Source organism: 'Fragaria x ananassa' phyllody phytoplasma (genome assembly GCF_018274325.1).
Classification (GTDB): domain Bacteria; phylum Bacillota_I; class Bacilli_A; order Acholeplasmatales; family Acholeplasmataceae; genus Phytoplasma.
In genome coordinates this window covers 1-8,465 of sequence record NZ_JAGVRH010000013.1, presented here as the reverse complement: position 1 = coordinate 8,465, position 8,465 = coordinate 1, and the positions used below count along the sequence as shown (strand labels likewise).

At 23.3% G+C, this 8,465-nt stretch carries 9 protein-coding genes; all 9 read left to right on the top strand.

Annotated features, from left to right (window positions below; genetic code table 11):
• On the top strand, nt 1–156 hold a 156-nt coding region (locus J8J04_RS02645; protein WP_212332055.1), incomplete at its 5' end, for a single-stranded DNA-binding protein.
• A gap of 944 nt (nt 157–1,100) precedes the next feature.
• Complete coding sequence (locus J8J04_RS02640; RefSeq protein WP_212332043.1) at nt 1,101–2,228, top strand: Rep family protein; 1,128 nt, start codon at nt 1,101–1,103, stop codon at nt 2,226–2,228.
• A 300-nt stretch (nt 2,229–2,528) separates the two neighbouring features.
• The gene (locus J8J04_RS02635) at nt 2,529–2,942 is read left to right on the top strand and encodes a hypothetical protein (protein WP_225885836.1); all 414 of its coding nucleotides are present in this window, start codon (nt 2,529–2,531) and stop codon (nt 2,940–2,942) included.
• Nucleotides 2,943–3,032: 90 nt separating this feature from the next.
• A complete protein-coding gene (locus J8J04_RS02630; protein WP_212332052.1) occupies nt 3,033–3,854 on the top strand; it encodes a DUF2963 domain-containing protein in 822 nt (273 codons plus the stop codon).
• 2 nt (nt 3,855–3,856) lie between these two features.
• Complete coding sequence (locus J8J04_RS02625) at nt 3,857–4,351, top strand: hypothetical protein (protein ID WP_212332049.1); 495 nt, start codon at nt 3,857–3,859, stop codon at nt 4,349–4,351.
• Nucleotides 4,352–4,374: 23 nt separating this feature from the next.
• Nucleotides 4,375–4,689, top strand: coding sequence for a single-stranded DNA-binding protein (locus tag J8J04_RS02620; protein ID WP_212332046.1), 315 nt, complete (start codon nt 4,375–4,377; stop codon nt 4,687–4,689).
• 944 nt (nt 4,690–5,633) lie between these two features.
• Nucleotides 5,634–6,761: a Rep family protein gene (locus J8J04_RS02615; RefSeq protein WP_212332043.1), complete on the top strand. Its 1,128-nt coding sequence runs from the start codon at nt 5,634–5,636 to the stop codon at nt 6,759–6,761.
• A 300-nt stretch (nt 6,762–7,061) separates the two neighbouring features.
• Nucleotides 7,062–7,475, top strand: coding sequence for a hypothetical protein (locus J8J04_RS02610; RefSeq protein WP_225885836.1), 414 nt, complete (start codon nt 7,062–7,064; stop codon nt 7,473–7,475).
• A gap of 90 nt (nt 7,476–7,565) precedes the next feature.
• Entirely contained in the window at nt 7,566–8,387 is an 822-nt protein-coding gene (locus J8J04_RS02605) for a DUF2963 domain-containing protein (RefSeq protein WP_212332040.1), read from the top strand.
• The last annotated feature ends 78 nt before the right edge of the window (nt 8,388–8,465 follow it).

Genomic DNA, 8,465 nt, shown 5'->3' with positions numbered 1-8,465 from the left:
GCTGAAAACATGAGTGTATATTTACATAAAGGTTCAAAAGTATATTTAGAGGGTTCTTTATCGATTGAAAAATATACTAATAATGATGGTGAAATTAAATCCACTATTAAAGTAATTGTTAAAAATGTTATTTTTTTAGATAGTAAAGATAAATAAAAAAAAGGCCCCTAAATTAATAGGGGTTTTATTTAATAATAAATTTTTAGTTCCGCGGAATATTAATTTTAATCAATCTATCTAATCTAAAATACCTCTAAAACTCATTATTTTGCCCTTTAAAGGCTTTTTAATGTTTTTTTAATATAAAATATCTTATTTACAAGTTTATGCTCAGCAAGAGGGTAGAATATTATTAAATAATGCACTATTCCTTTTAACTCCACCACTCATTCTTTTTTAGATCTGTGTTTGCTGATTCCGTTTGTTAATCCTCATACAATTAGAAGTGTCTTTTTTAAGAGAGCTTGGTCGCTTTCATCCGCTTGTCAATCCTCACAATATATAAAAGCATTAAGCGCAATAAAAACGAATGTAAAAAAAGTATTTTTTTATGTGAGTTTTTATGCTTAATGCTATATTGTGAGTTAGGATTGATAAGACGGATAAATGAAGTGACTAAGTTTTTTTTATCTTAATTTAAATTAAGATTTATGTCAACATAAAAATATTTATAATTTATTTTAATATAAATAAATGTTAAAATTATTAATGGTCTTACATATATATTTCAGTGAATCGTTAGATATATGTAGGGTCATTTTTTTTATACCCTGATTCGATAGGTTTTTCCTTGATTTAGGGTATTTTTGCGTCATCCCCTGAAAATATAGGTTGCAAAACATATAAAATCCTCAGTAATTTAATCGCCATATAGGGCTTGTCTATATGGCGGGGTATTGGTTGCACATAATAGTCTTTTTATTAGGTTTTTACTTAATATTTAATTTGCGTTTTGCAACTGTTTAAGGGTACTTTTTGGTTGCAATCGTTGCATAGATATGTTATAATTATATCGAGCGCCTTTACCGTGAACTATCGGTAAAGGAGTAGCGAAAATATATATCCATTTTATAAAAATATTAAAAGGAAAACTTTAAAAAATGAAATTAAAAATATGTGAACTTGTTATTAATGCTGATAAAATTAATAACACTAAAATTGAAACTATTTTAGAATCAAAAAATAAAGCTATCCAAAATTATGCTTATATTTTGCATGATAAAGATACTTATCAAAATGAAAAAGAAGCTGCATTGAATGATAAAAAAATAGGAGATTTAAAATCCCCTCATTATCATATATATTTAAGATTTAATAATTCATATGATACAAAACATATTGCTCAATGGTTTAATACTGAAGATAACTTTGTTTCTAAGATCAAAGGAAGATTCAGTGATGCTTTAATGTATATGATTCATGCGAATCGTTCTGATAAACACCAATATGACGAAAAAGCAGTGGTTAGCAATTTCGATTGGAAATCAGAAGCACAGCAAGATATTTTCCTACGTAAATATAAAATAGATTCTCGTTTGCAAGAGATTTTATTTAAAATACAATCAGGAGAAATAAAAGAGTACAACATCACTAACCACATCTCTATTATAGAGAATAATATTTATTCTGCAACAATAGAAAAAGCATTTAAGTATAGAACTAATACTTTGAAAGGATTAGATAGACAAATGGAATGTGTTTTTATCACTGGTATAAGTGGATCAGGTAAAACTACTTTAGCTAAAAAAATAGCCAAAGATAATAATTATCAAGCTTATATTTCATCAGGTTCTAATGATGTTTTAGATGATTATCGGGGCGAGGAATGTATTATTTTAGATGATTTACGTAGTAATTGTTTAGGTTTGTCAGATTTATTAAAAATGTTAGATAATAATACTGCCTCAAGTGTTAAAAGTCGTTATAAAAATAAAGTATTAGAATGTAAATTAATTATTATAACCACTGTTAAAACTATTGATGATTTTTTTGAAGATATTTTTAAAAAAGATGAAAGTATTATACAATTAAAACGTCGTTGTAAATTACATATTAATATTGATTCGAAATATATTTATTATAGTGTTTGGAATCAAGTGGATATGAAATATGATAAACCTTTTAAAAAACCTAATACTTTATTAAATAAATTTCAACTAAAAAAATTAAATGAAAAAGAACAAAAAGCTTTTATTAAAAAAACTTTAAATATAGATTTAGATATTTAAAATATTTTTATATTTAAATGCTTTTTTTCTTAATTTTATGTGTTTTTTCCTGTATTTTTTGTTATAATATAAGTGTATTCAAGTTCGGAAATAATGAAATATTAATATTAACAGATAAAAAAATGTTAAAATTATTAATGACTCTATGTATATGTTTGTCCGAACTTGCGTATATGTAGGGTCATTTTTGTTATATTAAGCCCACATTAAAAAAATATATAAAAAAAATAGTTATGTAAATCCTAGCCCTACCAAAAGCAAAAAGATTTATATAACTACATACGAAAGGATGCATATAAAATGCAAATATTCAATTACAACATAGATGAATTTATTGCAAAAATAAAAATCTATGTTACTATTATTATATCATTTTGTAAGGTTAGATTTAACAGTATAATTGCTCTTCAAGATGTTAATTTTAGTTTAGGTAATATTTTTAATAGTATAGAGATAATTCTTCAATTTGCTTTAACTATTTTTTATTTTTTAATTTTTATTACTGTATTAGCTTTTGTAGTTTCTCCTATTTTTAATATTATTAAAATAATAATAAAAATAATTTTTAAAATAATCAAATTACCATTTAAATTAATTATCAAATTAATTAAAATATTTAACAAATCAAAGTCGCTTATTAAACCATCACCATCAATTAAAACCAATATTCTTGATAAAACTGATTTAATTAAATTACAAAAAAAAGATATTTGAGTTAGAATATAAACTTAATTTACAACAAAAAAGAAATAACGTTGTTAAATCAATAAATAATCAAAATTATAATCAAAGAGGTAAATAAAATTGGAAAATAATATTAAAAACAAATCAAAATGTATTATTTTTATCATTTGGGGTTTATTTATTACTGCAACTATTCTTTTTTTATTAATTATTCTTTTATTAACTATTAATGAAAATAAAGTTAAAATTGAAAACCCAAAACAACAAGAACAAGAAAATGTTCAACCTCAATTTAATATTCCATCCCCAGAGAAACAAGAAAATGTTCAACCTCAAGTTAATATTCCATCCCCAGAGGAACAAGCAAAAACATATAATGCTATTATGGCTAAAGCTGATAAAGAAATTGATGCATTAACTAAAACTAAAAATGTTATTTTTCAACCAGGTACTAAAATAATAAGAAAAATAGAATTCTTAAATTCCCAAGGTGATAAATTTAAAGAAATAATTTATCAAGATGATGGAAAAACCATTAAATACATTGAAGAATATGACAAAGATACTCATAATATGATCAAATCTACTAAATATCAAAATGATGGAAAAACAATTCATCGAATTGAAGAATATGATAAAGATACTCATAATATGATTAAAAAAATAATTTATTATTATGGTGGTAAAACAATTCATTATATTAAAAAATATGATAAAGATACTCAAAAAATGATTAAAGAAACAGTTTATCAAGATGATGGTAAAACAATTAATCTTATGGCCGAATATGACAAAAATACTGGTAGTATAATTAAATTTACTTTTTACAAAGATGATGGAAAAACAATTAGTCATATTGATGAATATAACTATAATTCCACAAAATTCAAACGTACTTTGTACAATGATGATGGAACTGTTCAAAGAGTTATAAATTTTTAATTATGAATAAAAAAAGAAAAATTATTGTAAAAATATGGATTATAGTAATTGCAATTATTTTTTTAATTCTATTGTTTCTATTAGGTTTATCATTACCTAAATTACCTTTATTCAAAAAGCAATCTCAAAATAATCAAGATAAACAAACCCAACATCAACCTCAAACTCAATATATTTATGATACTAATAAAGTTAATAATATTATTAATTTAATGAATGCTTTTAAAAGGTTAAAAGCATTAAAAGAATTACAATATCAAAACCAATTAGAAACTAAACAAGAATCATATGATTCAATTGTTAAATTACCGAAACCAGAAGTTAATTATATGCCAGATAAAACTAATACAAATAATGATGAATTAATTAAAGGTATTGCAATCACAACTTTGGGCGCTGGTGCAGTTATTATTGCTGCTGTTACTTTCCCTCCTATCTTTGCATCTTTGGGTGCATCTTTGGGTCAAATGGCACCAGTTATGACTTTATTACTATAAATTATTAAGAAAGGAAAAATACAATGTTAAACAAAGTTCAATTAATTGGTAATATCACTCATGATTTAGATTTAAAACGAATTAGTACTTCTAATGGTGAAATTTCTAAATTAGATTTTCAAGTAGCTGTCAATATCAAAGATAAAGTTCAATTTATTCCTTGTATAATTTTTCGTAAACAAGCTGAAAACATGAGTGTATATTTACATAAAGGTTCAAAAGTATATTTAGAGGGTTCTTTATCGATTGAAAAATATACTAATAATGATGGTGAAATTAAATCCACTATTAAAGTAATTGTTAAAAATGTTATTTTTTTAGATAGTAAAGATAAATAAAAAAAAGGCCCCTAAATTAATAGGGGTTTTATTTAATAATAAATTTTTAGTTCCGCGGAATATTAATTTTAATCAATCTATCTAATCTAAAATACCTCTAAAACTCATTATTTTGCCCTTTAAAGGCTTTTTAATGTTTTTTTAATATAAAATATCTTATTTACAAGTTTATGCTCAGCAAGAGGGTAGAATATTATTAAATAATGCACTATTCCTTTTAACTCCACCACTCATTCTTTTTTAGATCTGTGTTTGCTGATTCCGTTTGTTAATCCTCATACAATTAGAAGTGTCTTTTTTAAGAGAGCTTGGTCGCTTTCATCCGCTTGTCAATCCTCACAATATATAAAAGCATTAAGCGCAATAAAAACGAATGTAAAAAAAGTATTTTTTTATGTGAGTTTTTATGCTTAATGCTATATTGTGAGTTAGGATTGATAAGACGGATAAATGAAGTGACTAAGTTTTTTTTATCTTAATTTAAATTAAGATTTATGTCAACATAAAAATATTTATAATTTATTTTAATATAAATAAATGTTAAAATTATTAATGGTCTTACATATATATTTCAGTGAATCGTTAGATATATGTAGGGTCATTTTTTTTATACCCTGATTCGATAGGTTTTTCCTTGATTTAGGGTATTTTTGCGTCATCCCCTGAAAATATAGGTTGCAAAACATATAAAATCCTCAGTAATTTAATCGCCATATAGGGCTTGTCTATATGGCGGGGTATTGGTTGCACATAATAGTCTTTTTATTAGGTTTTTACTTAATATTTAATTTGCGTTTTGCAACTGTTTAAGGGTACTTTTTGGTTGCAATCGTTGCATAGATATGTTATAATTATATCGAGCGCCTTTACCGTGAACTATCGGTAAAGGAGTAGCGAAAATATATATCCATTTTATAAAAATATTAAAAGGAAAACTTTAAAAAATGAAATTAAAAATATGTGAACTTGTTATTAATGCTGATAAAATTAATAACACTAAAATTGAAACTATTTTAGAATCAAAAAATAAAGCTATCCAAAATTATGCTTATATTTTGCATGATAAAGATACTTATCAAAATGAAAAAGAAGCTGCATTGAATGATAAAAAAATAGGAGATTTAAAATCCCCTCATTATCATATATATTTAAGATTTAATAATTCATATGATACAAAACATATTGCTCAATGGTTTAATACTGAAGATAACTTTGTTTCTAAGATCAAAGGAAGATTCAGTGATGCTTTAATGTATATGATTCATGCGAATCGTTCTGATAAACACCAATATGACGAAAAAGCAGTGGTTAGCAATTTCGATTGGAAATCAGAAGCACAGCAAGATATTTTCCTACGTAAATATAAAATAGATTCTCGTTTGCAAGAGATTTTATTTAAAATACAATCAGGAGAAATAAAAGAGTACAACATCACTAACCACATCTCTATTATAGAGAATAATATTTATTCTGCAACAATAGAAAAAGCATTTAAGTATAGAACTAATACTTTGAAAGGATTAGATAGACAAATGGAATGTGTTTTTATCACTGGTATAAGTGGATCAGGTAAAACTACTTTAGCTAAAAAAATAGCCAAAGATAATAATTATCAAGCTTATATTTCATCAGGTTCTAATGATGTTTTAGATGATTATCGGGGCGAGGAATGTATTATTTTAGATGATTTACGTAGTAATTGTTTAGGTTTGTCAGATTTATTAAAAATGTTAGATAATAATACTGCCTCAAGTGTTAAAAGTCGTTATAAAAATAAAGTATTAGAATGTAAATTAATTATTATAACCACTGTTAAAACTATTGATGATTTTTTTGAAGATATTTTTAAAAAAGATGAAAGTATTATACAATTAAAACGTCGTTGTAAATTACATATTAATATTGATTCGAAATATATTTATTATAGTGTTTGGAATCAAGTGGATATGAAATATGATAAACCTTTTAAAAAACCTAATACTTTATTAAATAAATTTCAACTAAAAAAATTAAATGAAAAAGAACAAAAAGCTTTTATTAAAAAAACTTTAAATATAGATTTAGATATTTAAAATATTTTTATATTTAAATGCTTTTTTTCTTAATTTTATGTGTTTTTTCCTGTATTTTTTGTTATAATATAAGTGTATTCAAGTTCGGAAATAATGAAATATTAATATTAACAGATAAAAAAATGTTAAAATTATTAATGACTCTATGTATATGTTTGTCCGAACTTGCGTATATGTAGGGTCATTTTTGTTATATTAAGCCCACATTAAAAAAATATATAAAAAAAATAGTTATGTAAATCCTAGCCCTACCAAAAGCAAAAAGATTTATATAACTACATACGAAAGGATGCATATAAAATGCAAATATTCAATTACAACATAGATGAATTTATTGCAAAAATAAAAATCTATGTTACTATTATTATATCATTTTGTAAGGTTAGATTTAACAGTATAATTGCTCTTCAAGATGTTAATTTTAGTTTAGGTAATATTTTTAATAGTATAGAGATAATTCTTCAATTTGCTTTAACTATTTTTTATTTTTTAATTTTTATTACTGTATTAGCTTTTGTAGTTTCTCCTATTTTTAATATTATTAAAATAATAATAAAAATAATTTTTAAAATAATCAAATTACCATTTAAATTAATTATCAAATTAATTAAAATATTTAACAAATCAAAGTCGCTTATTAAACCATCACCATCAATTAAAACCAATATTCTTGATAAAACTGATTTAATTAAATTACAAAAAAAAGATATTTGAGTTAGAATATAAACTTAATTTACAACAAAAAAGAAATAACGTTGTTAAATCAATAAATAATCAAAATTATAATCAAAGAGGTAAATAAAATTGGAAAATAATATTAAAAACAAATCAAAATGTATTATTTTTATCATTTGGGGTTTATTTATTACTGCAACTATTCTTTTTTTATTAATTATTCTTTTATTAACTATTAATGAAAATAAAGTTAAAATTGAAAACCCAAAACAACAAGAACAAGAAAATGTTCAACCTCAATTTAATATTCCATCCCCAGAGAAACAAGAAAATGTTCAACCTCAAGTTAATATTCCATCCCCAGAGGAACAAGCAAAAACATATAATGCTATTATGGCTAAAGCTGATAAAGAAATTGATGCATTAACTACAACTAAAAATGTTATTTTTCAACCAGGTACTAAAATAATAAGAAAAATAGAATTCTTAAATTCTCAAGGTGATAAATTTAAAGAAACAGTTTATCAAGATGATGGAAAAACAATTAAATATATTAATGAATTTGACAAAGATACTCATAATATGATCAAATCTACTAAATATCAAAATGATGGAAAAACAATTCATCGAATTGAAGAATATGATAAAGATACTCATAATATGATTAAAAAAATAATTTATTATTATGGTGGTAAAACAATTCATTATATTAAAAAATATGATAAAGATACTCAAAAAATGATTAAAGAAACAGTTTATCAAGATGATGGTAAAACAATTAATCTTATGGCCGAATATGACAAAAATACTGGTAGTATAATTAAATTTACTTTTTACAAAGATGATGGAAAAACAATTAGTCATATTGATGAATATAACTATAATTCCACAAAATTCAAACGTACTTTGTACAATGATGATGGAACTGTTCAAAGAGTTATAAATTTTTAATTATGAATAAAAAAAGAAAAATTATTGTAAAAATATGGATTATAGTAATTGCAATTATTTTTTTAATTCTATTGTTTC